This window comes from Hasllibacter halocynthiae (assembly GCF_003003095.1).
GTDB classification, from domain to species: Bacteria; Pseudomonadota; Alphaproteobacteria; order Rhodobacterales; family Rhodobacteraceae; genus Hasllibacter; species Hasllibacter halocynthiae.
In genome coordinates this window covers 992,947-1,015,466 of sequence record NZ_PVTT01000002.1, presented here as the reverse complement: position 1 = coordinate 1,015,466, position 22,520 = coordinate 992,947, and the positions used below count along the sequence as shown (strand labels likewise).

The window sequence follows — 22,520 nt, the reverse complement described above, 5'->3', positions numbered from 1 at the left end:
CACGCTAGCATCCCGCGGACCCGAGTCGGAACAGTCCTAGTCGGCGACGGCCCCCTCGATGCCCTCCGGGCGCCCGACCACCACGAAGGACAGCTCTTCCGGACGGATCAACTCGGATGCCACGCGGTTCACCTCCTCCAAGGTCAGCGCGTCCACGAGGTCGTTGCGCTCGGCGATGTAATCGGGCCCTAGGCCTACCATCTGCATCCCCACCGCGATCGAGGCCAACGCCCCGTTGCCGTCGAAGCGCAGCGGGTAGGCGCCGGTCAGGTACTCCTTCACCTCCGCCAGCTCGTCCTCGGTCAGTCCCTCCTCCGCGATGCGCTCGAACTCGTCGCGGACGACTTCGATCACCTCGCCCGCATTGGGGTTCGCCGTGGACAGGGAGCCTTGGTAGAGGTCGCCCAACTCGCGCGGGAAGAGGCCCGTGCCGATACCGTAGGTCAGGCCCCGCCGCTCGCGCACCTCCTCCATCAGGCGCGACTGGCGGCCCGAGCCCCCGAGGGCCGTGTCGACCACGTAGGCGGCGAGGTAATCGTCGTCATCGCGCGCGATCCCCTCGTGCCCGAAGAGGATGATGGACTGGGGTATGTCGAACTCGATCACCTCGACGCCGGGCTCCAGGGCAATTTCGGCCCGATCGGGGCGGGGGGCGCCGGTCTCCGGGAGGGCGCCCAGCAGCTCGTCGAGCAGCGCGCCCAACTCCTCCGCGGTGATGTCGCCGGCAGCGCCCACGTAGACCCAGTCGCGGGCGATGGCAGCACGGTGGGCCTCCACGATGTCCTCGCGCGTCAGGGCCGCGACGCTCTCGGCGGTGCCGTCGTCGGCGCTGCCGTAGGGATGGCCAGGAAAGGCGGCCTCCGCGAAGGCGCGGGCCGCCAGCGCCTGGGGATCGGTCTCGTCCGAGCGGATGATAGACAGGACCTGCCCCCGCACGCGGTCGATGGCCCCCTGGTCGAAGCGCGGCTCGACGAGGGCCGCGCGCAGAATCTCAACCGCCTCCTCGCGGTTCTCGGTCAGCATGGCGGCCGACACGCTGACCGCGTCGGAATAGCTGTCGAACTCGAAGCTCGCGGCTAGGGCCTCGCGGGCCTGGGCGAACGCGGTCGCGTCCATGTCCGCCGCTCCCTCCTCGAGCGTGGCGGTCATCAGGTTCACCGCGCCCCGCCGACCCTCGGGGTCGAGCGCGGTGCCCCCCTCGAAGCGGATCTCGAGGGCGAGGAAAGGAAGCGTGTGATCCTCGATCAGCCAAGCCTCGATCCCGCCGGGGGACGTGACCTCCTCGACTTCGACCTCGGCGAAGGCGGGTGCGGCGAGAAGCGCGAGCACTGCGATCAGGGGGCGGAGCATCACGAATCCTCCAGGACGGTAGCGGCGTCGCCGGCCGGCTCGGCTGGCAGTCCCGCAGGTGGCGGGGGCGGCGCCCCGGCCGCGGGATCGGCGGCGGACGCCGGAACGGGTTCGAAGGCGGCGGGCTCTGTCGTAGTCAGGTAGCCCGTCACCGCACGGTCGCGGTCGAGCACGCGGGCGAGGGCGTCCTCGATCTCCTCAGGGGTGATGGACTGGATGATCCCGGGCCAGTCCTGGACGTCGCGCACCGTCAACCCCGATGTCAGAGCCGCGCCGTAGGTACGCGCGCGGCTTCCCGGATCGTCCTGGGCGTAGATGCGCGCGGCCTCGAACTGGAACTTCACCCGCTCGAGCTGATCCTCGTCAACGCCCTCCTCCAGGAACTCGGCGAGCGCGCGGTCCAGCGCTTCCTCCCCCTCCTCCAGGGTCACGCCGGGCGCGGGCACGACCAGCACCCCGAAGAGCGTGTCGTCATAGGAGAGCCCGTCATAGAAGGCCGTCGCATAGAGGGCGTCCTCGTTCTCGAACTGGAGCTTCTGAGGCAGCACGGCCGTCTGCGCCGAGCCGCCCAGAAGCGCCGCCGCCAGGGTGAGGGCGGCCGCCTCGCGCTGGTCCCCGGCATCCCGCTCGGGCGCGAGATAGGTGCGAACCACGTAAGGCTGGCCGACGCGAGGGTCCTCGAAGGCGATCCGCCGCTCGGCAAGCTGCGGCGGCTCCTGCGGACGCTCGCGCGGCGCGATGGCCGGGTCTGCGGGGATGGGGCCGTAATGTTCTTCGGCCAGGTCGCGCACTTCGCCGGGGAACACGTCGCCCGCCACCACGAGGACCGCGTTGTTCGGCGCGTAATGGGCGCCGTAGAATTCCAGCGCGTCGTCCAGCGTCAGCGCGTCGGCCTCCTGCGCCCAGCCGATCACCGGAACCCCGTAAGGGTGGTTCAGGTACTGCGCCGCACGCCTCTGCTCGCTGAAGAGGGCGCCGGGGTCGTTGTCCGTTCTCTGCCGCCGCTCCTCAATGACAACGTCACGCTCGGTCAGGATGTCCTCGGCGTCGAGCGCGAGGTCGGTCATCCGGTCAGCCTCCATCTCCATCATCAGGCCGAGGTGCTCGGCGGCGACGCGCTGGAAATAGGCGGTATAGTCATAGGAGGTGAATGCGTTGTCCGTCCCCCCCAAGGCGGCGACCGTGTCCGAGAACTCGCCCGCCTCCAGCTCGTCCGTGGCCTTGAAGAGGAGGTGCTCGAGATAGTGCGCGATTCCCGAGCGGCCCGGCGGCTCGTCGGCCGAGCCCGCGCGGTACCACAGCATGTGGACGGCCGCAGGCGCTCGGTGGTCCTCGATCACGACGACTTCGAGACCGTTGTCGAGGGCGAAGCTCGTGACGGCTTCGTCCGCCAGCGCAGGCATGGGCAGAGCCAGCGCGAGGGCGGCGATGAGGCGGCGCATGAGCGTCTCCCTTGCGTTTGCACGGCTAGAGGTAAGGTCGGAACCCGCTGGAGAAAAGGGCGCAGGCGGTCGCGCGCCGCCGCCGCCTCGCGGAGGCGAACGGCGCGTGGCCCTGCCCCGTCAGTCCCGCGGCGGCGGCGGCGGCGAGGGGGTGCGGACGCCGAGGGCACGAAGGCGGTCCAGCTCCGTCCGCGGGTCCAGGCGCTGCGCGGCGTAGGCGCGGCCGTAGACGTTCACGCCGAACAGACGCTCCAGCGGGCGGGCGTCGTTGCCCCGGCGGAACGCGAGGTCCTCGGAGGCGAGCGTGCCGCGAATCCCCGCCTGGGGGGCGCCCGCCGCGGCGATCAGCGCCGCGTCGGAGGCGGGCACGCCGCCGCGCGGCACCGCCCCGCTGCCGCCGAGCGCGCGCGCCGCATCCGCCAGCGGCGTCTGGTCCGTCCGGTTGATGCCGCCGGGCGTGGGCACCGGCAGCTCAGAGAAGGAGGGCGGCAGCTCGAGCGGGCGGTTCGGGACGATCGAGAACTCGTCCGGCCCGGCCGCGTCGGGGTTCAGCACCAGAAGGTCCGGCTCGTCCCGGCCGGCGCCGCAGGCGGTCAGCGTGATCAGCGCCAGCATGGCTGCGAGGATGCGCGTCATCGCCGGTCCTTCCTCTTCCCCTCACGGCCGAATACCGCGTCCGGCGTCCCCGCGCCAGAGCGGGCGCCGGCGCCCGCCGCGCCGTGGGGCGGGCGGCCCGGGAAGAGAGCCAGCCCCACCGCCCCGGCGACGATGGCGATGTCCGCGACGTTGAAGACGTACGGGTTCTCGATCCCGCAGCAGGACATGTTCAGGAAGTCCGCCACCGCCCCGTAGGCCACCCGGTCCACCACGTTGCCCAGCGCCCCGCCCACGAGGACGCCCCCAGCGATCTGGAAGAGGCGCGAGCCCCGGCCCTGCCATACCCACCACGTCACGAGAAGGGAGATCGCGACGGCCAGCCCGATCAATCCCCAGCGAAGCGCCTCCGAATGCCCCGAGAGGAGGCCGAAGTTGATGCCCCGGTTCCAGGCCATCCGAAGGTTCAGGAAGGGCGGCAGGACGTCGATCGCCCCCCGCTCCTCTAGTCCGAGGCCGAAGAGGACCCAGGCCTTCGTGGCCTGATCCAGGACGAAGATGCCCGCAGCGGAGAGGAGGAAGACCCGCATCCTAGTGCCTGAAGTGCCGCATGCCGGTCAGCACCATGGCGAGGCCGGCCTCGTCGGCGGCGGCGATCACCTCCGCGTCGCGCATGGCGCCTCCAGGCTGGATCACGGCCTGCGCGCCCGCCTCCGCGGCCGCGAGCATCCCGTCCGGGAAGGGGAAGAACGCGTCCGAGGCGACCACCGCGCCTTTCGCCGGGCTCTCGTCCAGGCCCAGTGCGTCGGCCATGTCCGCAGCCTTGCGGGCCGCGATGCGCGAGCTGTCCAGGCGCGACATCTGGCCTGCGCCGATCCCCACCGTCCGCCCGCCGCGCGCATAGACGATGGCGTTGGATTTGACGTGCTTCGCGACGCGCCAGGCGAAGAGGAGGTCGGCGACCTCCTCTTCGGAGGGCGCGCGCTTCGTGACGACCCGCAGGTCACCGGCGCCGATCCGCCCGGCGTCGCGATCCTGCACCAGAAGCCCCCCGGCGACAGGCTTCGCGAGAAGGCCCGGGGCGGCGGGATCGGGCAGCGCGCCGATTTCGAGAAGGCGCAGGTTCGGCTTCGCGGCGAAGACGGCGCGCGCCTCCTCGTTCGCAGAGGGTGCCGCGACGACTTCGGTGAAGATGCCGGCGATGGCCTTCGCCGTGGGTCCGTCGAGCGGCACGTTCAGCGCGACGATGCCGCCGAAGGCGCTCGTGCGGTCGCAGTCGAAGGCGCGGACGTAGGCTTCGGTGGCACTGTCGCCCATCGCCGCGCCGCAGGGATTGGCGTGCTTGACGATCACGCATGCCGGCCGGTCCGTCCCCAGCTCGGCCACGGCCTCGATGGCGGCGTCGGTGTCGTTCAGGTTGTTGTAGCTCAGGGCCTTGCCCTGCAGCTGCCGGGCCGTCGCCACCCCGGGGCGCCCGCTACCCGCGCGGTAGAAGGCCGCGGACTGATGCGGGTTCTCGCCATAGCGGAGGGGCGCGGCCAGCCGGCCCGCGAAGGCGCGATGCCGGGGCGTCCCAACCCCGAACGCCCCGGCCATCCAGCCCGAGACGGCCGCGTCATAGGCCGCCGTGCGCGCGAACGCTTCGGCCGCCAGCCGCTTGCGCAGCGCCAGACGCGTGCCGCTCTCCCTCCGAAGCCCGTCGATCACTTCTTCGTATTCGGCGGGGTCCGTCGTCACGGCGACCCAGCCGTGGTTCTTGGCGCCCGCACGGATCATAGCCGGCCCGCCGATGTCGACGTTCTCGACCATCTCGGCCTCCTGCGCGCCGCGGGCAAGCGCCTCCTCGAAGGGGTAGAGGTTCACCACGAGCAGGTCGATCCCGGGGGTCCCGTGCGCCTCCATGTCGCCGGCATGGACGTCCCGCAGCGCCAGGAGGCCCCCGTGGACCTTCGGGTGCAGCGTCTTCACGCGCCCGTCCATGACCTCTGGATGACCCGTGACCTCGGCCACTTCCACGACGTCCAGCCCGGCATCGCGCAGCGTCCGCGCCGTGCCGCCGGTCGAGACCATCTCGACCCCCGCTGCCGCCAACGCCCGGCCCAGATCGGCCAGGCCCGCCTTGTCGCTGACCGAAAGCAGCGCCCGGCGGATCGGCACCAGATCGGGCTGCATCGCCCCTTCCACGGCCTGGACCATTGCGCGAACCCCTCCTGTCCCGCCGCGGACCTACCGCGCCGCCGCCCCGAGCGCTAGCGCAGGTCCCGGAAGAAGTCGGGCATGTCCCGCGCCTTCTCCAACCGCCAGCCGACGCGCAGACCCGCCTGCCCGAGCACGCCGCGTAGAACGACCTGGCGGCTCGCCCGGGGGCGCAAGCGCCCCGCCTCCAGGAACACGGACGGCTCGATCGTCAGGGCGACCGGGGCGTCATGGCCGAACGTCCAGGCTTCCCCCGACGGCAAGGTCAGGAACGCCGTTTCCCCGGCGTCGCCCGCAAAAGCGTCGGTGTCCGGATGCAGATGGAAGCGCAGCGCCCAGACCAGCCCGTCCGCGCCGGCCCGGCGCAGGGCGCGCGCCAGCACGGCGCGGTCGGCGTCGTCCAACGTCACGAAGCTGTCCGCGCCGTCGACCCGCCGCCCGTCCTGATCCATCCGCAACTGGCGCGCATGCGTCAGGCCGAAGCGGGACCGCCAACCATCATGGGCGACCTCGAGCGTTCCGGCAGCGGCGACGGCGCGCACCTCGCGGGGGCCGCCCTCCAGCGGGGCGCGCCCTCCGGGGCCGGGGCGGGCCACTCGCGCGGAGGACTCCCCTTCGATCATCAGGACCGAATGGCTTGCCGTGGCCCGCGCCGCGCGTCGCCAGTCTCGTCCGAAGCCCCGCCCCGCCCCGCAGGACACGATCAACTGCCGCCGCCCGGACGAGACCTCGACCGCCGCGGTCGAGGCATGCCCCTCCGCCCCCGTGGCGCCCGTGGGCGGACGGGCCGCGTCCGCGATCAGCACCGTCCGCCCCGCGGCGAGGCGGCGGAACCCCATCGCAGCGCCTTCGGCAAGCCTGCCGCACGCCGGCGATGCCGCGAGCGCCGCATCGAGCCGCCCCTCGACGCCCTGTCCGCCGCCGTGGAAGCGCGCGAGGGTGCCGTCGGCGTGGCGCAGGGCCCGAAGGGCCGGCGCGATCCGCTCCATGGCCCGCGTCACCGGCAGGGGGCAGCCACGGCCCGCCACCTCCATCGCCTCCGCCGCCCAGCCCAGCAGCGTCAGCACCTCGGAGAGGTCCTCGGGGCTGCGCGTGGCGAGACCGCCATCGGGGCCGATCTCGCGCTCGCAACTCCGTGCGAGGGCATCGGGCGCGAAGCTCGCCCGGCTCGCGACCCCGCCCAACGAGAGGGCGGCGTGCAGCAGCCCGGTCAGCGCCTCGAAGCGCGGCAGGCCCGGCGCCGCCGCCCGCCAGCGACGCGAGACGAACGCAGCCTGCGCGGCGAGCGCGGCGAGGAACGCCTTCTGATCCGCCTCTCCGCGCCCCGCGAGGAGGAGGATCGCATGATGCGTCCAGCGGATCAGCCGCCGCCCGGCCAGCGCGGGCGTCCAGCCCGGTCCCCGGCCCCGGCCGAACCGCAGGACCCATGCGAAGGTCCAATCCTGCGCGAGGTCGCGCGCGGCAGGCGTCCCGACGGCGGCGAGGTCGTCGAGCCATTCGAACCCGTGCAGCTCAGCCGTCCAGGCGGCATCCGGCGGAGCGAGATCCCAGGGCGGCACACCCGGTGCCTCGACGAGGTGCCCCGCGAAGAGGAGGTTCCCCGCCAGGAGTTGCCGCCCCCGCGCCTCGCGCCCGATCGAGCGTGGCTCGGGCTGGGCGAGAAAACCCGATGCGGGCCGGGCCCGGGCGGCGAGTCGGGCGTGCAGGCGGTCGCGGAAGGTCGGCCCCTCGCCCGCCGCCGGCCGCCTCAGACCCGTTGCTGCCACCGCTCGCCCTCCCTCGCCCGTCCGGCCCGTCCTAGCGCCGTCACCCGTCCAGGTCGCCCCCGCTCGAAGGGCGCCGAGGGGGAACGGGGTCGGCGCGCAACGCCCTCAGGCCCGTTCGAGCGCGGCCATAAAGAATCCGTCCATCCCGCCCCAGTCCGGCCAGAGATCGGGCATGGTCCGCAGACCCCCGCCGCTGCGCCAACCGGGATCCGCGCCCTCCGGCAAGATGTCGACCGCCCGGATATCCGGGTGCCGGGCCAATGCGGCCGCGATCCGCTCCTCCCCTTCGTCGGGCAGGAGTGAGCAGGTGCAGAACACCAGCCGCCCCCCGGGCGCGAGATGCCCCAGAGCGGCGTCGAGAAGCGCGTCCTGCTGCGCCGTCAGGAACTTCAGGCCCGAGCCGTCGCGCACGAAGGGCAGGTCCGGGTGTCGCCGGATCGTTCCCGTGGCGCTGCATGGCGCGTCGAGAAGGACCCGGTCGAAACGTGGTCCTCCCCATGCGAGCGCATCCGCCACGACGAGCTCCGCCGGCAGGCCCGTCCTGGCCAGGTTCTCCGCCACCCGCGCCATCCGTCCCTCGGAGAGGTCGAGCGCCGTCACCCTGGCCCCGAGGGCGGCCATCTGCATCGCTTTGCCGCCCGGCGCCGCACAGAGATCGAGGGCGGTCATGCCCCGCTCGATCCCCAGCATTCGCGCAGGCAGGGCGGCGGCGGCGTCCTGCACCCACCATTCCCCGGCCTCGAATCCCGGCAGGGCGCTGACCTGCCCCGGCGCCGCGAGGCGCACCGACCCCGAAGGCAGCGCATCGCCGCCGAGGCGGGTAGCCAGCGCGCCGGCCTCCCCGTCCCTCGGCGTCAGGTCGAGCGGCGCGCCGCGGTCGTGCGCGGCTTCGATCCGGGCGGTCCGGCGGGCGCCCACGGCGGACTGCACCCGCCCCCGGATCCAGTTCGGCAGGCGGTTCGGCCCGGCGGCGTCCCAACGCGCGCGCGCCTCCTCCTCCCCGGCGGCGCGGCGCAGGACCGCGTTCGCCATCCCGCCCAGCCGCGCCGCGCCGGGCTCGCGCCTTGCGAGGGCGACCGCGTCCGAGACGACCGCATGGGGCGCGCCACCGCTCATGATCTCGGCGACCGCGACGCGCAGGACGGCACGGGCCGAAGGGGGCGGGGCCTTCCGGAGGAGGGGCTTGAGCACCGCGTCGGCCCGCGCGAGATGCCGCAGCGCTCCCGTGGCCAGGCGGCGTGCAGCAGCCCGGCCCGCGGGCGGAAGGTCCGGCATGGTGGCCTCCTCCAGGGTGCATCCCCGTTCGGTGACCTCGCGGAAGAGGGCCACGGCGGCGGCGCGCGCTTCGATGCCTTCCATGGCTCTCCCCCTCAGGCCTCGGAGGGCCTATATGGCGGGGCATGACCGACCGGAAGGACATGCCCGAAGCCGCCCGCCGCGCCCTGGCCGAGGCTGAGGCTCGCCGCGCCGCCGCGAAGGCCCTCGACCTGCCGCCAGAGCTGGGCGGCCGCGAAGGGCCCGAACCCGTGCGCTACGGCGATTGGGAGAAGAAGGGCATCGCCTACGACTTCTGACGAGGTCCGTGAGGTGTCGTGAACCGGCCGGTTCTCGCGGCGAAGGCCTCCCGAAGAACTCCGCACGGACTTGCGGGAACGGGCCCTTCCTTCCAGCAGCGGCTTGCGGGTTTGCGCGAAGCTCAGGCGAGGCCCAGTTCCGCGAGGCGCGCCCGCATGTCCATTTCCGGCCGAGGACCGACATGGCCAATCACCTCCGCCGCGCAGGCGACGCCTGTCCGGCCCATGACCTCTGCCCCCGCGCCCCGTGCCATGCCATAGAGGAAACCGGCGGCGAACTGGTCGCCGGCACCCGTCGCGTCCACGGGCACAACCCGCTCGACCGGGGCCTCGGCGCGGGTGCCGCCCGCCAGGACGATCACCGAATCGCTCGAACGGGTGCAGGCGACCACGGCGCAGGCGGCGGAGGCTAAGGCTAGCGCCTCGTCGAGATCGTCCGTCTCGTAGAGGGCGAGCCACTCCTCCCGGTTGCCGATGGCGAAGTTCATCGGCCCTTCGATCAGCGCGCGGAAATCGCCGCGATGCCGATCCACGCAGAACGGGTCCGACAGGGTGACGCCTGCGCGCCCGCCCCCCTGGGCACAGGCTTTCGCGGCGGCCCGGAAGGCCTGCTTCCCGGGCTCCTTGTCGAAGAGGTAGCCCTCCAAAAGGAGGATGGAAGCCCGTCCCATCAGCGCGAGGTCCACGTCCGGGGGGCCGAGATCGGCGGAGGCGCCGAGGTAGGTGTTCATCGACCGCTCGCCGTCGGGCGTCACGAAGATCATCGAGCGCGAGGAGGGCAGCGCCGTCTCCGCCGGCGGGTTGGGGAACGCCGTCCCGGCCGTCTCGATGGAGGCGGCGTAGCGGGTGCCGACGCCATCGCGCGCCACCCGCCCGACGAAGGCGGTGGGCAGCCCCAGCGCACCGAGGCCCGCGATCGTGTTGCCGACAGAGCCACCCGGAGCCTCTGTTCTGCCGTCCATCGCGGCGAAGAGACGTTCGGCCCGCTCGCGCTCGACGAGCTGCATGATGCCCTTCTCGATCGACATGTGGTCGAGGAAGGCGTCGTCGCAGGCGCTGATCACGTCCATTACGGCGTTGCCGATGCCGATCACGGGGCGGGCTTCGGTCGGGGTCATGCAGCTTCCGTCTTCTCGGGGTAAGGGCAGAGGTCGTGGATCAGGCAGGCCGGGCATTTCGGCTTGCGCGCGACGCAGGTGTAGCGGCCGTGAAGGATGAGCCAGTGGTGCGAATGGCGCTGGTAGCGGACGGGAACGTTGTCCTCGATCGCGCGCTCGACGGCCTCGACGTCCTTTCCGGGCGCGATGCGGGTGCGGTTCGCGACGCGGAAGACATGGGTGTCCACCGCCTGGGCGGGATGGCCGAACCACATCTGCAGCACGACGTTCGCAGTCTTGCGCCCGACGCCTGGCAGGGCCTGCAGCGCGGCGCGGCTCGACGGCACCTCGCCGCCATGCTCCTCCACGAGGATGCGCGAGAGGGCGATCACGTTCTTTGCCTTGTTGCGGAAGAGGCCGATGGACTTGATGTGCTCGAGCAGCCCGGCCTCGCCCAGGGCCAGCATCTTCGCGGGGGTATCGGCGATCGCGAACAGCGCGCGGGTCGCCTTGTTCACGCCCGCGTCCGTCGCCTGCGCCGAGAGGGCCACCGCCACGACGAGGGTGTAGGCGTTCACGTGCTCGAGTTCGCCCTCCGGCTCAGGCTCGGCCGCCTCGAAACGGCGGAAGATCTCCTCCTGGACGGAGAAGGGAAGCGGGGGCGGGACGCGGGCCATCGCCTCTCCCCTGCCCGCGCGGCGGGGGGCGGGCAACCCTTCTTCGCCGCGCAGGCGCACTCCGGCGATCCCGGCAAGGCGCCGGGGCCCGGCTGACCGTGGGGCTCGCTTCGCGCAAGGTCCGGGTCGCGCGAGCCGGGCCCACGGCCTAGCCTGACCCCCATGACCGAGCACGCCCCCATCGACCCGCCCATCGACCCGAACGCGGGCGCCTACCATTACGGCGTCATGGCTCGCGCCATCGAGGCGATCGACGCCGCAGGCGGCGCACCCTTGCCGCTGGAGGATCTGGCCCGCCGCATGTCCATGTCCCCCGCGCACTTCCAGCGCGTCTTCACCCGCTGGGCCGGCGTCAGCCCCAAGCGGTTGCAGCAGTACCTGACGCTGGGCCATGCCAAGGCCCTCCTCGCGGAGCGGTTCACCACATTCGATGCCGCGCATGCCGCTGGGCTGTCGGGGGGCGGGCGGCTGCACGACCTCTTCGTCACCTGGGAGGCGATGACCCCCGGTGAATGGGCTGCGGGAAACCGCGCGCTCCGCTGGGCATGGGTCGATTCGCCCTTCGGCCATGCCCTGGTCTTCGCCACGGAACGGGGAATTGCGGCCATCGGCTTCGAGGACGGGCTGAAGACCGGCGCCACGGGGCGGGAGGCGGCGTTCGAGAATCTCGCCCGTCGCTTTCCACGCGCCGAGCTGCGCCGGGATCCTGCCTCTGTCGCCCCCCTCGCCGACGCCGCCTTCGCGCCCGGACCGAACGGGGGCGCACGGCTGGCGCCCATCGGGGCACCCTTCCAGATCAAGGTCTGGGAAGCCCTCATGCGCGTCCCTTCGGGGCACGTTACCACCTACGGCGAGATCGCCGGCGCCATCGGCAACCCGCGAGCGGTACGCGCCGTAGGGACGGCGGTGGGGCGCAACCCCGTCTCCTGGCTGATCCCGTGCCACCGGGCGATCCGGGCGACAGGGGGCCTTGGTGGGTACCATTGGGGGCTGCCGCGCAAGCGGGCGATGCTGGCGCTGGAGGCTGCCGGCCTTGCGCCGGATTCCGCCGCACCTTGAGCGGAACCGGGCGGGCCGGGACGGGTTTGCGCCCCGAAGGGCCCCGATCCGCCGCCGTCATGGCATGACGGCGGCGGAGGGCCCACAGCATATCCCGGTGGGCGCGATCCGCGCCATGATCACGAATCAAGGACGACCCGCATGACCAAGACCTTCCTCACGCTTTCCGGCGCCGCGCTCGCGCTGACCGCCTGCACCGTGGCACCAACGGGCCAGCCCCTGGACAGCAACACGCAGCGTGGCGCGGCCACGGGCGCACTCGTCGGCGCCGTGATCGGCGCGGCCCAGGCCGACAGCGGCGACCGGCTGCGCGACGCCGCGATCGGCGCGGTGGTCGGCGCCGGCACGGGCGGGGTCGCGGGCTCGGTCCTCGACCGGCAGGAGGCGGCGCTGCGCCAATCGCTGTCCGGCGGGGTCGGCATCGTGAATACGGGCGACCGGCTCGTCGTGACGCTGCCGCAGGACATCCTGTTCCGTACGGACAGCGCGCAGCTGACCGGCTCGCTGCAGCGGGACCTCACTACGCTCGCGCGGTCGATGAACCAGTTCCCAAGCACGCGCGTCCAGGTGATCGGCCATGCCGACAACACCGGCAGCGCAGCCTACAACCGCGACCTCTCCTCCCGCCGGGCGCAGGCCGTGGCGCAGCAACTGGTCGCTGGCGGCGTCGCGCCTCAGCGCATCCGCACAGTCGGTGCCGGCGAGGATCAGCCGATCGCCTCGAACCTTACCCCGGAGGGGCGCCAGCAGAACCGCCGCGTCGAGATCGTCATCACCGAGCGGTGATCCAGACCCGAGATCAGGCGTAGCGGACGGGCCGCCCCGCTTCCCCGGGGTGGCCCGTGTTCGCGTTCAGGCGCCGGACATACGACTCCGCTCCAGCCGATCCCGCTTCGCCATGGTGCGGGCGCATCGTAGTCGAACAGATCGAACCTCTAATCTTGCAGGGCGTTCTGCGTCCTTGCGGGGGAGGGCTACGCCCCCCGAACAGCTGCCCCACTTCCGCCCCTCATATCTCAGCGGCCTCTGCCAAGCCGAGCGCGAATAGAGTATAGATGCTGCCTGCCGCGGCTGGCGTCGTCGCGCACGAGGTCACCGGCAGCGCTGCCTCCTCCCGGCGTTTCACGCATCCTTCAGCGATCTGAGCGACGCCATGCACCTCCTCGCCTTCGTCTGCGGTGTCGCTAGGCTCACCGCCTGACAGGCGTGCCTGGCGTCGATCGCCGCTACCCTGCGGCGCCCGTTCAGTCGATGGGGCGATGCGGAAGGCGGATGGGCACAAGGACGCGGACTTCCTACTCGCCATGGTGGGGGCAGCCACGATGCCGCCCTGCTGCACGTGAGATGCTTCATGCTCGGCATGCTGCCGAATTGGGCGGTAATGTCAGGGAAGGGCTACCCGCATGGGGCGCTCTGCCAAGTCGGGACCGGGCGGTCGCCACGTTGCCACATCGATCCGCGGCGCCCACCCTTATCGGCGGCGATTTGGCTGCCGCAGCGCACATGGACATGGCAGGCGAAGCGCTACTCGACGAGCCTCCGGAGCGCGCGTTGGGGAACTCCGCCCGATAGAAACTGACGCGTTCGCCGGACGGCAGGGTCGCGGCAGGGCTGGGCGCCGCCGCGGCTCAGTGCAACTTCGCGCCGACGGTCCGAATCGAGTCGTCGATGAGCGCGTCGGCACGCTGGGCATCCATTCGTTCGGCGATCACCGCAGCGGCGGCCCGGGTCGCCACCTCGATGGCGCGGTTCTTGACTTCGGCCACGGCGGCGGCTTCGGCCGAAGCGATCTGCTCCTCAGCGCCGGCGAGGCGGCGTGCCACGGCCCTTTCGAGCTCGGCCCGCGCTTCCTCGGCAGCGGTCTCCGCCTCGGCGCGGGCGTTCTTCACGATGCGGCCGGCCTGCTCCTCGACCTCGCGCTGCTTGCGCTCGTAGGACGCGAGAAGAGTTTGCGCCTCGTCCCGGAGGCCGCGCGCCTCGTCGAGATCCGAGCGGATGCCTGCAGCCCGCTTGTCGAGCAGGCCCGCGACCGTCGAGGGCACCTTGAAGTAGAGAAGGATGCCGAGGAACACGAGAAACCCGATCAGGACGATGAAGTCCGTGTTCCGAAAGGAGAAGAAGCCGTAATCCCCGGCCGCGAGGGCAGGGGTGGCGGCGAGAAAGGTCATGGCGACGGGGATCGGGAAGCGCGTCATCTGTCAGCCCTCCATCCGTGTTTCGACTGCGGCGTCCACCATGCCGCGATCGGCCTCGACGCCCATCGCGGCGACGATGGCCTGCGCGGTCTCGCGCGCGACCTCGCGAACGGATGCGGTGGCGCTGTCGCGGATCGTCGCGATCTGCTCCTCGCTCTCGGCGGCGCGTTCGGCGATGCGGGCGTCGGCCTCGGCGATGGCAGCGTCGAGCTCCTTCTGGATCTCCGCACGGGCCTCGTCGGCGATGCCCCGCGCCTCGGCGCGGGCATCGGCGAGGGCCTTCTCGTAGGCCTTCTCGGCCTCGGCCGCGCGGGCCTTGAGGTCCTCGGCAGCGGCGAGGTCGTTCGAGATCGTGCCCGATCGCTCGGCCAGGGTGGCGCCGATACGCGGCAGGGCGATGCGAGAGAGGATCAGGTAGATCGCGACGAGCGCGACCACGAGCCAGAAGATCTGGTTGGGGAAGGTCGAGAAGTCGAGCTGCGGCAGCCCGCCTTCCTCTTCGGCGGCACGGACAGGACCCGCGGCGAGGAGGAGCGGCGCGCCCCATGCGATATGTCGTGTTGCAGCCATGCGGCCTCCCCTTGGGGGTGCATGCCGGGGGGGCTGTCCGCCCGCCCCGGCCCGTAAGGACGTCAGCTTCGCCAGGCCGTCAGGTGGCGAACATCAGCAGCAGCGCGACGAGGAAGGCGAAGATGCCCAGCGCCTCGGCGAAGGCGATGCCGATGAAGAGCGTCGCGGTCTGGCCGGGGGCCGCCGAAGGGTTGCGCAGCGCGCCCGCCAGGAAGTTGCCGGCGACGTTGCCCACGCCGATCGCGGCGAGGCCCATGCCGAGGGCGGCGAAACCGGCGCCGAGATAGGCGCCCATGAGGACGAGTCCGACTTCCATTGAGGTATCTCCTTACGGTTGGAAGATCACGGGGACCGCATGGCGGTCAGTGATGGGGATGCAGCGCGTCCTTGAGATAGACGCAGGTGAGGATGGTGAAGACGTAGGCCTGGATCGCGCAGACCAGCACCTCGAGCCCGTAGATCGCGACGACGCCGAGGATCGCCAGCGGCGACACCGCGAGCAGCGCTGCGAAGGCCGCGAACACTTTGATCACCGCGTGACCGGCCGTCATGTTGCCGGCGAGACGGATCGAGTGGCTGACCGGACGCACGAAGTAGGAGATGACCTCGATCACCGCGAGCGGCGCGCGCAGCCAGCCGGGCGCCGACGACACCCAGAAGAGCTGCAGGAAGCTCGCGCCGTTCTTCACGAACCCCAGGATCGTGACCCCGAGGAACACCGCCAGCGCCAGCACCGCCGTCACCGCGATCTGCGCGGTCGGCGTAAAGGCGGTGGGGATGAGGCCGAGGAAGTTGGAGAAGATGATGAACAGGAAGAGCGTGAAGATGTAGGGGAAGTAGCGCAGCGCCTCCTTGCCGGCGACGTCCTCGACCATCTTGTGGATGAAGCCGTAGGCCAGTTCGGCGATGGATTGGCCGCGGCTGGGCACCACCGAGCGGCCGCGCGTGCCCAGAAGCATCATCGCCGCGATGGCCAGCACCGTCAACGCCATCCACAGGGTCGAGTTGGTGACCGTGTACCAGCGGATCGGTTGGAGCCCCAGCTCGGCGAGGTTGGCGAGATAGGGCACCCCAGCGGACTGCGCGTCGGCGAAGGCCACGATCTGCTCGCAGCCAATCTCGGCCACTTGGCCCGTCGAGAGGGTGGCGACGCCGATGTGCTCGCCGATGCCTCGCGCGCATTCGGCGACGATCTCGCCGTTCGGAAGGATGGCGATGCCGCCCTCGCTGGCGACGCCGGTGACCTCCGCGCTCTCCTCGAAGAGAGGCTTGATGATGAACTGGTCCATCGGGTGGAAGACCAAGCCCTCAGACTCCTCGGTCGCCATTGGCGTCTTCCTCCGTCTCGGAGGGCGTGCCCTCCTGAATTTCCTTCGCCGTCCGCAACATGACGTTCACGCCCGCTGCGAAGCCCAGCAATGTGAGCAGGACCAGCCCGAACGGACGCGTCCCGAACAGGACGTCGAGCCCCAGGCCGATCCCGAAGCCGATCCCGATTCCAGAGACCAGCTCGATGACCATCCGCCAGGCGACATGCGCCCTGTCATGCGCGTGCACCTCCCGCGGGGGGGGCGCGTGACGCAGGCGGGCCTCGGCGAGCTTCGCCTCCAGGCGCGCCATGCGCGATTCCGTGCCTTCGGGGCCGTCCGACATGCGGGGCGGGTGCTATGCGGGGGAGGTGTCCGTGTCAACGAGGCGCAATGTGTTGTCTCGGAACGATTAAATCGGGCCTCCACCCCGCCCTGTACCCTCTCGACATTCAACCCCACGGTTGAGCATAACGCCGGCATGGCCCGCTCCGCCGATCTCGACGCCGTCTTCGCCGCCCTCGCGGAGCCGAACCGCAGGGCGATCCTGCGCCTCCTGCTTCTGGACGACATGGCGGTGACCGACGTGGCGGAGGGGTTCGACATCTCGCTCGCCGCCGTCTCGAAGCATCTCCGGGTGCTGAGCCGCGCGGGGCTGATCGCGCAGGAGCGGCGGGGCAGGCTGACTTGGTGCAAGCTCGAGCCGGACGCGATGCGGGCCGCGGCGACATGGCTGGCTTCCGTGGGAGGGTTCGAGGCCCTCGACCTCGACGCCTTCGAGCGGTTCCTGGAGGGCGAGCTTCCGGACGCGCAGCGCTGCCCGAACGCAGCCGCCGCCTCAGAAGAGGAGGCCGAACACCTGCAGCAGCAGGAGCGCGAGGACGACGAGCAGCACGACGTAGACGAGGTTCCGCATGGGGCCCCTTCCCTTCCCGTTCGGCCGGGCAACCCCCCTTCCTAGGCGGAGGTTCCGACCGTCCCCCCCTTTGCCGCCGCTTTCAGGGCGTCGAGGAAGCCCTGGACCTTGGCGGTCCGGTGCAGGTCCACATGCGTCACCAGCCAGAGGGGGGCGGACCATTCCTCGCGCGGGGGCATGACCTGGACGAGCTCGGGGTGGCGCGCGGCTTCCCACGGCGTCGAGAAGCCCAGGCCCACCCCTTCGAGGATCGCCTGCCGGATGACCCGGTGGTCCGAGACGCGGAACACGATCCGTTCGGCGGGGATGTTGTCGACCAGCCATCGCTGGAAGGGCGCGCGGCTCTGAGCGTCGTCGAGGGCGACGAAGTCGTGGCCCGCGAGCTGCGCTTCGCTCTCGGGCGTGCCGGCCCGCGCGAGGTAGTCGCGACTGGCATAGAGGGCGACGGGCATGGCGAGGAACCTCTGCACCACGTTGTCGAGCTGCTCGGGACGGGAACCCGCGCGGACGGCGACGTGCGCTTCGCCGTATTCGAGGCGCAGGACCTCGTCGCCCGTCAGATAGCGCACGGTCAGGCCCGGGTGCTCGCGCTGGAAGGCGTGGATCACCGGCACGAGGAAGGGCGAGACCGTGTGCAGAGAGGTCACGACGAGCTCGCCCCCGATCCCGGCGCCACGGCCCTTCACGCGGGAGACGAGCTGCTCGAACTGATCGTCCGTGGCGCGCGCGACCGTCAGCAGGTCCTGCCCAGCCTCGGTCGGGGTGTAGCCGCGCGCGTGCCTCTGAAAGAGCTTCACGCCCAGCGACGCCTCCAGCGAGCCGACATGCCGGATGACCGTCGCATGATGCACCCCGAGCGCCTCTGCCGCGCCGGAGACGGTGCCGGCGCGCGCGACGTGATAGGCGGTGCGGATCTCGTCCCACGAATCGACGGCCATGGCAGGTCCTCCGGCTGCGTCCGCCCTCCAACGAGGAGCGTTCGGTATCCGGTGCGGGCATCCTGTGCGAGCGCGCACCGTCGACGGGCATAGGAAGGGCCGATCCGACGATTCTGCAAGGGCATGGCATCAAGGGGAGAAGGACGCGCGCGTCCTGCGCCGCCCTTGCGCCGCCGCACAGCGCCGGTGCGCCAGCCTGCGTTCTCCCGAACCGGCATCGCCGTCATATCCGGCCCTGCGAACCCCCTCTTCCCAGGAGACCGGACCCATGACAATCCTTCGCATCGACGCCTCCGCCCGCCGCGCCGACTCCGTGACCCGCAGGCTCACCGGGCGCATCGCCGCGCGGCTGGGCGGCAAGGTCATCCACCGCGACCTCGCGGCCCGGCCGCCAGCCCTCGTCACGGAGGAGATGGTCGCCGCATACTTCGCCGCCCCCGAGGAACGCACGGAGGCCCAGCGCGCCGCCATCGCGCCGTCGGACGCCGTGGTGGCCGAGCTTCGAGCCGCGGACACGATCGTGATCGGGATGCCCATCTACAACTTCGGACCCCCGGCCAGCCTGAAGGCATGGGCCGACCTCGCCGCGCGCGTGGGCGTGACCTTCCGGTACGGGGCCAGCGGACCAGAGGGGCTGCTGGAAGGCAAACGCGCCATCGTGGCCGTGGCCTCCGGGGGCACGCAGACCGGAAGCGAGGTCGACTGGGCGACACCGTGGCTGCGCTTCTTTCTGGGATTCATCGGGATCGCGGATGTGTCGGTCGTCACCGCCGATCAGCTGAACATGGGTGGGGAGGCGAAGGTCGAGGGGGCCTATGCGGAAATCGACGCCCTCTCGCCGGCGGCATGACGCCCGGACGTGCCGGACCGGCGGGAACCCCCCCTCCGGTACGGGGCGTTCCGACCCCATGCAGCTCCTGAGCGAGGATCCCCAGCGCCTGATCGCGGAACAACGCCCCCTCGGGCTGGCCGCCGCGCTGGGCGGCGGCATCGCCATGGTGACTGCCGCCGGTCTCGCCGAGGTCTGGAACTCGTCGGGGGACCCGACCGCTGCGCTGACCGGCGCGATCGTCCTCTCGGCGGCCTTCGCGGTGGCGCTGGAGCGGGCGCGCATCGACCTCGACGCGGACCGGAACCTCGTGCGGCTCGACCGGGTAGGGGTCTATGGTGCCGCGCGGACGGTGCACCCGCTCGCCGCCCTGTCCCATGCAGGGGTCGAGACGACCACCGGGACGGAGGGGCGGCCCGACTGTCACAGGCTGGTGCTGCACTTCGGCGGCGGGGAAGTCGTGCCCGCCTCGCGCCGGTTCCTCTCCGGTCCCGCCACGCCTGCCGCCGTCCGCGAGGTGAACCGCTGGCTACGACGCGCGCGCTGGCGCATGGCCGCCTGAGCCCTCGGCGCGGCCCTTGACCGAAGGGCGCTTGGGACGATAGGGCGCGCTCCGTCCCGGAAGGCACATCCTTCCGGTCCCGGCACCGTCGCCGGGATCGCCCCCCGCCAGCGATGTTCGCCCGCGGGGGCGATCGGCGTTACGAAGGCCGAGCCCCGCGCGACGTGCAGCGACGGCGGGCCGCCGGGCCGTCCCCGCATCGGGGGCGCCAGAGCGAGGAGACGAAGCATGTTCGAATCCCTTTCCGAACGTCTGGGTGGCGTCTTCGAGCGCCTGACCAAGCAGGGTGCCCTTTCCGAGGACGACGTCCGCACCGCCCTGCGCGAGGTGCGCGTCGCCCTGCTCGAGGCGGACGTATCCCTTCCCGTGGCCCGCGACTTCGTCGCCCGCGTGCAGGAAAAGGCGACCGGCCAATCGGTCACGAGATCGGTGACGCCGGGCCAGCAGGTGGTGAAGATCGTCAACGACGAGTTGACCGCCACCCTGCGCGGCGAGGGAGATCCCGGCGCCCTGAAGATCGACAGCCCGCCCGCGCCGATCCTGATGGTCGGCCTCCAGGGCGGCGGCAAGACGACGACGACCGCCAAGATCGCCAAGCGCCTCGCCGAGCGGGAGAGGAAGCGCGTGCTGATGGCCTCGCTCGACACGAACCGTCCCGCCGCGATGGAGCAGCTCGCCATCCTCGGCCAGCAGATCGGCGTGGACACCCTGCCCATCGTCCCGGGCGAGACCCCCGTTCAGATCGCCCGCCGCGCCAAGGCGCAGGCGGCGCTGGCGGGCTACGACGTCTACATGCTCGACACCGCGGGGCGTCTGTCCATCGACGAGGAGCTGATGGCCCAGGTCGAGGCCGTCCGCGACGTCGCCAGCCCGCGCGAGACGCTGCTGGTGGTGGACGGCCTGACCGGCCAGGACGCCGTCACCACGGCCGAGAACTTCGACGAACGGATCGGCATCACGGGGGTCGTGCTGACCCGGATGGACGGCGACGGGCGCGGCGGGGCGGCCCTGTCCATGCGCGCGGTCACCGGCAAGCCCATCCGCTTCGTTGGCACGGGCGAGAAGCTGGATGCGCTCGAGACATTCGAGCCCGAGCGCATCGCGGGCCGCATCCTCGGCATGGGGGACATCGTCGCTCTCGTCGAGAAGGCGCAGGAGACCATCGAGGCCGAGCAGGCCGAGCGCATGATGAAGCGCTTCCAGAAGGGCCAGTTCAACATGAACGACCTTCGGATGCAGATCGAGCAGATGCAGAAGATGGGCGGCATGGAATCCGTGATGGGCATGATGCCCGGCATGGCGAAGATGTCGAAGCAGGTCGCCGAGGCGGGCCTCGACGACCGCCTCCTGAAGCGGCAGCTCGCGCTCATCTCCTCCATGACGAAGCAGGAGCGGGCGAACCCCGGAATCCTCCAGGCGAGCCGCAAGAAGCGCATCGCCAGGGGGGCGGGCCTCGAGGTGAGCCAGCTCAACCAGCTCCTGAAGATGCACCGGCAGATGTCGGACATGATGAAGAAGATGGGCCGCATGAAGGGCGGGATGCTGCGTCAGGCTATGCGCGGCATGTTCGGCGGCGGCCCCTCCAAGGCCGAGTTGGCCGAGGCGCAGCAGGCCATGCAGGGCGGCGCGGGCGTGGGCGCGGGCGGCCTGCCCGGGACGATGCCCGGCGTCGGCACGCCCGGCGGCAACCCGTTCGCCCCCGGCGCGGCCCTGCCCCCGGGCCTTTCCGGTTTCGGCAAGAAGAAGTGACGGCCGGCCCGTGATCCCGACCCGCATGAGCCTCAAGACCACCCTCCCCCCGCGCGAGCCGCCCTTCCTTCGGACGGACCGGTTGGCCCTGCGCCCCCACCGGCGCGGGGACTGGCCAGCCTACGCCGCCTTCATGGCTTCGGACAGGGCGGCTCACATCGGTGGGCCCTACGACGCGCAGGCGGCGTGGGGATGGTTCTGCTCGGATTTCGGACAATGGGGGCTGACCGGCACGGGCGCGTTGGCGGTGGATCGCGGGGGCGAGACGGTGGGTCAGGTCGTCTTCAACGATCTGCCGACCTTCCCCGAGTTCGAGCTGGGCTGGCTGGCCTTCGAGGGCCACGAGGGCCACGGCTACCTTTCGGAGGCGGCGTCGGCCTTCCGCGACTGGATCCGCGAGGAGGCGCGGCCGCCTTCGCTGGTCTCCTACGTCTCGCCGGACAATGCCCGCTCGCTCGCGCTGGCCGAGCGGCTGGGCGCCCGCCGCGACGAGGGCGCACCCGCGCCGAGCACCGGCGACGTGGTGATGCGGCACTGGGGTGCGGCGGCATGATCACCTGCACCGTCCGATACGAGATCGACCCCGCCAAGCTGCCCGAGTTCGAGCGCTACGCCCGGTTCTGGATCGCCAAGGTCGGCGCGATGGGCGGCACCCATCATGGCTATCACATGCCGCACGAGGGGCCCAACGACGTGGCCTACTGTCACTTCTCCTTCCCCTCGCTGGCCGCCTACGAGGACTACCGCGCCCGCATGTGGGACGATCCGGAATGCCTGCGCGCCTACGCCTTCGCCGAGGAGACGGCCTGCATCCGCCGCTACGACCGCTCCTTCACCCGCCCCGTCCTGGAAGGCGCCTCGCCGGAGGAGCTCGGGATATGACCGTCCTGACCACGGAGCGCCTGACCCTACGCCCCATCGCCTTGGCGGACTGGCCCGGCTTCGAGGCGTTCGTCGCCTCGGACCGCTCGCGCTTCATGGGGGGGCCGGGGACGGACCGCGACGCGGTCTGGCGGGCCTTCGCGCATCTGGCGGGGCTGTGGCACCTGAAGGGCTACGGCCCCTTCGCCGTGCGCGAGGGGGGTCGGACCGTCGGCCTGGCCGGCGCGTGGGAGCCGCTTGGGATACCGGAGCCGGAGATGTCCTGGGCGATCTGGGAGGACGCCGACGAAGGGCGCGGGCTGATGACCGAGGCGGTGCGCGCCTGCCTGGACCACGCGTGGGGCACGCTGAACCTGCCGTCCCTCGTCAGCTATATCGACCCGGCCAACCTGCCCTCCGTCCGCCTGGCCGAGCGGCTGGGCGCCCGGCGCGAGCCCGGGGCCCCTACCCCGGAGGCCGGCGTCATGGCCTGGCGCCACCCCGATCCCCGAACGCACGAGGTGGCCGCATGACCCCCGAGCAGTCCCGCGCCGCAGAGGTCCTCAAGGCCCACCGCGAGAGCATCGACCGCCTCGACGCGGTCCTCGTCTACACCCTGGCCGAGCGGTTCAAGCGGACGCAGGCCGTCGGCGCGCTCAAGGCCGATCACGACCTTCCGCCCAGCGACCCGGCCCGAGAGGCCGCGCAGATCGCCCGGCTCGAAGACCTTGCGAAGGAGGCGGGCCTCGATCCCGCCTTCGCCAAGAAGTTCCTCGGCTTCATCATCGAGGAAGTCATCCGCCATCACCGGCAACATCAGGAAACCAAAGGATAGCAC

25 protein-coding genes and 1 pseudogene are annotated in these 22,520 nt (G+C 71.6%); 11 read left to right on the top strand and 15 right to left on the bottom strand.

All coding sequences use genetic code 11. The features are described from left to right. Positions 1–36 precede the first annotated feature (36 nt). The 7 genes from BCF33_RS11985 to BCF33_RS11955 all read right to left on the bottom strand — a co-directional run bounded on the left by BCF33_RS11985 (position 37) and on the right by BCF33_RS11955 (position 8,707). The gene (locus BCF33_RS11985) at positions 37–1,350 is read right to left on the bottom strand and encodes a M16 family metallopeptidase (RefSeq protein WP_106161147.1); all 1,314 of its coding nucleotides are present in this window, start codon (positions 1,348–1,350) and stop codon (positions 37–39) included. Further along, entirely contained in the window at positions 1,350–2,792 is a 1,443-nt protein-coding gene (locus tag BCF33_RS11980; protein ID WP_106161146.1) for a M16 family metallopeptidase, read from the bottom strand. Before BCF33_RS11980 ends, BCF33_RS11985 begins: the two co-directional genes overlap by 1 nt. A gap of 120 nt (positions 2,793–2,912) precedes the next feature. Continuing rightward, positions 2,913–3,428 (bottom strand): DUF3035 domain-containing protein, encoded by a 516-nt coding sequence (locus BCF33_RS11975; protein WP_106161145.1) that lies wholly within the window; start codon positions 3,426–3,428, stop codon positions 2,913–2,915. Beyond that, entirely contained in the window at positions 3,425–3,976 is a 552-nt protein-coding gene (lspA, locus tag BCF33_RS11970) for a signal peptidase II (protein WP_106161144.1), read from the bottom strand. Before lspA ends, BCF33_RS11975 begins: the two co-directional genes overlap by 4 nt. Before the next feature lies 1 nt (position 3,977). Then, positions 3,978–5,582 (bottom strand): bifunctional phosphoribosylaminoimidazolecarboxamide formyltransferase/IMP cyclohydrolase, encoded by a 1,605-nt coding sequence (gene purH, locus BCF33_RS11965; protein ID WP_425432774.1) that lies wholly within the window; start codon positions 5,580–5,582, stop codon positions 3,978–3,980. Positions 5,583–5,635: 53 nt separating this feature from the next. Further along, a complete protein-coding gene (locus BCF33_RS11960; protein ID WP_245883817.1) occupies positions 5,636–7,348 on the bottom strand; it encodes a heparinase II/III family protein in 1,713 nt (570 codons plus the stop codon). 105 nt (positions 7,349–7,453) lie between these two features. Then, positions 7,454–8,707 (bottom strand): RsmB/NOP family class I SAM-dependent RNA methyltransferase, encoded by a 1,254-nt coding sequence (locus BCF33_RS11955; RefSeq protein ID WP_106161143.1) that lies wholly within the window; start codon positions 8,705–8,707, stop codon positions 7,454–7,456. A 41-nt stretch (positions 8,708–8,748) separates the two neighbouring features. Here BCF33_RS11955 and BCF33_RS11950 point away from each other — a divergent pair, with 41 nt between their 5' ends. Then, positions 8,749–8,922, top strand: coding sequence for a DUF1674 domain-containing protein (locus BCF33_RS11950; RefSeq protein ID WP_106161142.1), 174 nt, complete (start codon positions 8,749–8,751; stop codon positions 8,920–8,922). Between the two features lie 122 nt (positions 8,923–9,044). On the opposite strand, the gene BCF33_RS11945 is transcribed toward BCF33_RS11950, so the two are convergent. Together BCF33_RS11945 and nth are read right to left on the bottom strand one after the other, a co-directional pair. Then, complete coding sequence (locus BCF33_RS11945; protein ID WP_106161141.1) at positions 9,045–10,040, bottom strand: adenosine kinase; 996 nt, start codon at positions 10,038–10,040, stop codon at positions 9,045–9,047. Continuing rightward, entirely contained in the window at positions 10,037–10,696 is a 660-nt protein-coding gene (nth, locus tag BCF33_RS11940; protein ID WP_106161140.1) for an endonuclease III, read from the bottom strand. Before nth ends, BCF33_RS11945 begins: the two co-directional genes overlap by 4 nt. A 162-nt stretch (positions 10,697–10,858) precedes the next feature. On the opposite strand from nth, the gene BCF33_RS11935 reads away from it, so the two are divergent. Beyond that, positions 10,859–11,755, top strand: a complete 897-nt coding sequence (locus tag BCF33_RS11935; protein ID WP_106161139.1) for a methylated-DNA--[protein]-cysteine S-methyltransferase — start codon at positions 10,859–10,861, stop codon at positions 11,753–11,755. Between the two features lie 141 nt (positions 11,756–11,896). Beyond that, the gene (locus BCF33_RS11930) at positions 11,897–12,541 is read left to right on the top strand and encodes a YiaD family glycine zipper/OmpA-like lipoprotein (RefSeq protein ID WP_106161138.1); all 645 of its coding nucleotides are present in this window, start codon (positions 11,897–11,899) and stop codon (positions 12,539–12,541) included. Between the two features lie 842 nt (positions 12,542–13,383). Here the strand turns inward: BCF33_RS11930 and BCF33_RS11925 are convergent. The 5 genes from BCF33_RS11925 to BCF33_RS11905 all read right to left on the bottom strand — a co-directional run bounded on the left by BCF33_RS11925 (position 13,384) and on the right by BCF33_RS11905 (position 16,173). Beyond that, positions 13,384–13,950 carry a F0F1 ATP synthase subunit B gene (locus tag BCF33_RS11925; protein WP_106161137.1) on the bottom strand — a complete coding sequence of 189 codons (567 nt, stop codon included), beginning with the start codon at positions 13,948–13,950 and terminating at the stop codon, positions 13,384–13,386. 3 nt (positions 13,951–13,953) lie between these two features. Further along, entirely contained in the window at positions 13,954–14,520 is a 567-nt protein-coding gene (locus BCF33_RS11920; RefSeq protein WP_106161136.1) for a F0F1 ATP synthase subunit B', read from the bottom strand. Between the two features lie 79 nt (positions 14,521–14,599). Next, positions 14,600–14,836: a F0F1 ATP synthase subunit C gene (locus BCF33_RS11915; protein ID WP_106161135.1), complete on the bottom strand. Its 237-nt coding sequence runs from the start codon at positions 14,834–14,836 to the stop codon at positions 14,600–14,602. Between the two features lie 46 nt (positions 14,837–14,882). After that, positions 14,883–15,590 (bottom strand): F0F1 ATP synthase subunit A, encoded by a 708-nt coding sequence (locus BCF33_RS11910; RefSeq protein ID WP_245883846.1) that lies wholly within the window; start codon positions 15,588–15,590, stop codon positions 14,883–14,885. 238 nt (positions 15,591–15,828) lie between these two features. Beyond that, positions 15,829–16,173 (bottom strand): AtpZ/AtpI family protein, encoded by a 345-nt coding sequence (locus BCF33_RS11905; protein WP_106161134.1) that lies wholly within the window; start codon positions 16,171–16,173, stop codon positions 15,829–15,831. 135 nt (positions 16,174–16,308) lie between these two features. On the opposite strand from BCF33_RS11905, the pseudogene BCF33_RS11900 reads away from it, so the two are divergent. Then, positions 16,309–16,641: pseudogene (locus BCF33_RS11900) on the top strand (ArsR/SmtB family transcription factor); the annotation flags it as partial. Between the two features lie 143 nt (positions 16,642–16,784). Here BCF33_RS11900 and BCF33_RS11895 read toward each other — a convergent pair. Further along, complete coding sequence (locus BCF33_RS11895) at positions 16,785–17,681, bottom strand: LysR family transcriptional regulator (RefSeq protein WP_106161132.1); 897 nt, start codon at positions 17,679–17,681, stop codon at positions 16,785–16,787. Positions 17,682–17,949: 268 nt separating this feature from the next. On the opposite strand from BCF33_RS11895, the gene BCF33_RS11890 reads away from it, so the two are divergent. From BCF33_RS11890 to BCF33_RS11860, 7 genes are all read left to right on the top strand, one after another. Further along, complete coding sequence (locus BCF33_RS11890; protein ID WP_106161131.1) at positions 17,950–18,531, top strand: FMN-dependent NADH-azoreductase; 582 nt, start codon at positions 17,950–17,952, stop codon at positions 18,529–18,531. Positions 18,532–18,589: 58 nt separating this feature from the next. Beyond that, entirely contained in the window at positions 18,590–19,072 is a 483-nt protein-coding gene (locus BCF33_RS11885; protein ID WP_106161130.1) for a hypothetical protein, read from the top strand. Between the two features lie 228 nt (positions 19,073–19,300). Next, complete coding sequence (gene ffh, locus BCF33_RS11880; protein WP_106161129.1) at positions 19,301–20,821, top strand: signal recognition particle protein; 1,521 nt, start codon at positions 19,301–19,303, stop codon at positions 20,819–20,821. Between the two features lie 25 nt (positions 20,822–20,846). After that, a complete protein-coding gene (locus tag BCF33_RS11875) occupies positions 20,847–21,374 on the top strand; it encodes a GNAT family N-acetyltransferase (RefSeq protein WP_106161128.1) in 528 nt (175 codons plus the stop codon). Continuing rightward, the gene (locus BCF33_RS11870) at positions 21,371–21,703 is read left to right on the top strand and encodes an NIPSNAP family protein (protein WP_106161127.1); all 333 of its coding nucleotides are present in this window, start codon (positions 21,371–21,373) and stop codon (positions 21,701–21,703) included. The genes BCF33_RS11875 and BCF33_RS11870 overlap by 4 nt, the downstream gene beginning before the upstream one ends. Further along, positions 21,700–22,215, top strand: coding sequence for a GNAT family N-acetyltransferase (locus BCF33_RS11865; RefSeq protein ID WP_158259417.1), 516 nt, complete (start codon positions 21,700–21,702; stop codon positions 22,213–22,215). The genes BCF33_RS11870 and BCF33_RS11865 overlap by 4 nt, the downstream gene beginning before the upstream one ends. Further along, positions 22,212–22,517, top strand: a complete 306-nt coding sequence (locus BCF33_RS11860) for a chorismate mutase (protein WP_106161125.1) — start codon at positions 22,212–22,214, stop codon at positions 22,515–22,517. Before BCF33_RS11865 ends, BCF33_RS11860 begins: the two co-directional genes overlap by 4 nt. The last annotated feature ends 3 nt before the right edge of the window (positions 22,518–22,520 follow it).

Excerpts from the sequence above, each read along its gene's own strand:
- BCF33_RS11985 (WP_106161147.1), bottom strand. The coding sequence starts at position 1,350 with ATGCTCCGCCCCCTGATCGCAGTGCTCGCGCTTCTCGCCGCACCCGCC.
- BCF33_RS11980 (WP_106161146.1), bottom strand. The coding sequence starts at position 2,792 with ATGCGCCGCCTCATCGCCGCCCTCGCGCTGGCTCTGCCCATGCCTGCG.
- BCF33_RS11975 (WP_106161145.1), bottom strand. The coding sequence starts at position 3,428 with ATGACGCGCATCCTCGCAGCCATGCTGGCGCTGATCACGCTGACCGCC.
- lspA (WP_106161144.1), bottom strand. The coding sequence starts at position 3,976 with ATGCGGGTCTTCCTCCTCTCCGCTGCGGGCATCTTCGTCCTGGATCAG.
- purH (WP_425432774.1), bottom strand. The coding sequence starts at position 5,582 with ATGGTCCAGGCCGTGGAAGGGGCGATGCAGCCCGATCTGGTGCCGATC.
- BCF33_RS11955 (WP_106161143.1), bottom strand. The coding sequence starts at position 8,707 with ATGGAAGGCATCGAAGCGCGCGCCGCCGCCGTGGCCCTCTTCCGCGAG.
- BCF33_RS11950 (WP_106161142.1), top strand. The coding sequence starts at position 8,749 with ATGACCGACCGGAAGGACATGCCCGAAGCCGCCCGCCGCGCCCTGGCC.
- BCF33_RS11945 (WP_106161141.1), bottom strand. The coding sequence starts at position 10,040 with ATGACCCCGACCGAAGCCCGCCCCGTGATCGGCATCGGCAACGCCGTA.
- nth (WP_106161140.1), bottom strand. The coding sequence starts at position 10,696 with ATGGCCCGCGTCCCGCCCCCGCTTCCCTTCTCCGTCCAGGAGGAGATC.
- BCF33_RS11935 (WP_106161139.1), top strand. The coding sequence starts at position 10,859 with ATGACCGAGCACGCCCCCATCGACCCGCCCATCGACCCGAACGCGGGC.
- BCF33_RS11930 (WP_106161138.1), top strand. The coding sequence starts at position 11,897 with ATGACCAAGACCTTCCTCACGCTTTCCGGCGCCGCGCTCGCGCTGACC.
- BCF33_RS11925 (WP_106161137.1), bottom strand. The coding sequence starts at position 13,950 with ATGACGCGCTTCCCGATCCCCGTCGCCATGACCTTTCTCGCCGCCACC.
- BCF33_RS11920 (WP_106161136.1), bottom strand. The coding sequence starts at position 14,520 with ATGGCTGCAACACGACATATCGCATGGGGCGCGCCGCTCCTCCTCGCC.
- BCF33_RS11915 (WP_106161135.1), bottom strand. The coding sequence starts at position 14,836 with ATGGAAGTCGGACTCGTCCTCATGGGCGCCTATCTCGGCGCCGGTTTC.
- BCF33_RS11905 (WP_106161134.1), bottom strand. The coding sequence starts at position 16,173 with ATGTCGGACGGCCCCGAAGGCACGGAATCGCGCATGGCGCGCCTGGAG.
- BCF33_RS11895 (WP_106161132.1), bottom strand. The coding sequence starts at position 17,681 with ATGGCCGTCGATTCGTGGGACGAGATCCGCACCGCCTATCACGTCGCG.
- BCF33_RS11890 (WP_106161131.1), top strand. The coding sequence starts at position 17,950 with ATGACAATCCTTCGCATCGACGCCTCCGCCCGCCGCGCCGACTCCGTG.
- BCF33_RS11885 (WP_106161130.1), top strand. The coding sequence starts at position 18,590 with ATGCAGCTCCTGAGCGAGGATCCCCAGCGCCTGATCGCGGAACAACGC.
- ffh (WP_106161129.1), top strand. The coding sequence starts at position 19,301 with ATGTTCGAATCCCTTTCCGAACGTCTGGGTGGCGTCTTCGAGCGCCTG.
- BCF33_RS11875 (WP_106161128.1), top strand. The coding sequence starts at position 20,847 with ATGAGCCTCAAGACCACCCTCCCCCCGCGCGAGCCGCCCTTCCTTCGG.
- BCF33_RS11870 (WP_106161127.1), top strand. The coding sequence starts at position 21,371 with ATGATCACCTGCACCGTCCGATACGAGATCGACCCCGCCAAGCTGCCC.
- BCF33_RS11865 (WP_158259417.1), top strand. The coding sequence starts at position 21,700 with ATGACCGTCCTGACCACGGAGCGCCTGACCCTACGCCCCATCGCCTTG.
- BCF33_RS11860 (WP_106161125.1), top strand. The coding sequence starts at position 22,212 with ATGACCCCCGAGCAGTCCCGCGCCGCAGAGGTCCTCAAGGCCCACCGC.